The organism is Streptomyces sp. 4F14, from assembly GCF_048159485.1.
Lineage (GTDB): Bacteria > Actinomycetota > Actinomycetes > Streptomycetales > Streptomycetaceae > Streptomyces.
The window spans coordinates 1-395 of sequence record NZ_JBLRVY010000197.1 but is presented as its reverse complement, the minus strand read 5'-3'; the positions used below and the strand labels follow the sequence as shown (position 1 = coordinate 395).

The 395-nt window shown below is 70.6% G+C and carries 1 protein-coding gene; it reads left to right on the top strand.

What is annotated here, in order from left to right:
- Positions 1-395, top strand: a 395-nt coding sequence (locus ACLZOT_RS50295) for a HAMP domain-containing protein (RefSeq protein WP_416976030.1), incomplete at both ends; no start/stop codon positions are given.

The window sequence follows — 395 nt, the reverse complement described above, 5'->3', positions numbered from 1 at the left end:
CTCCGCCTTCGCCGACGTGGTGAGCCGCGTCGCCCGCGAAGTGGGCACGGCCGGCAACCTGGGCGGGCAGGCCCGGGTGCGCGGCGTTTCGGGCACCTGGAAGGACCTCACCGACAACGTCAACGTGATGGCGTCGAACCTGACCGGCCAGGTCCGCTCGATCGCCAAGGTGGCCACCGCCGTCGCACGCGGCGACCTGTCCCAGAAGATCACGGTCGAGGCCAAGGGCGAGGTCGCCGCCCTTGCGGACGTCATCAACACCATGGTCGACACACTGTCCGCGTTCGCCGACGAGGTGACCCGCGTCGCCCGTGAGGTGGGCACCGAGGGCCGCCTCGGTGGTCAGGCACACGTGCCGAACGTGGCGGGCACGTGGAAGGACCTCACCGACAACG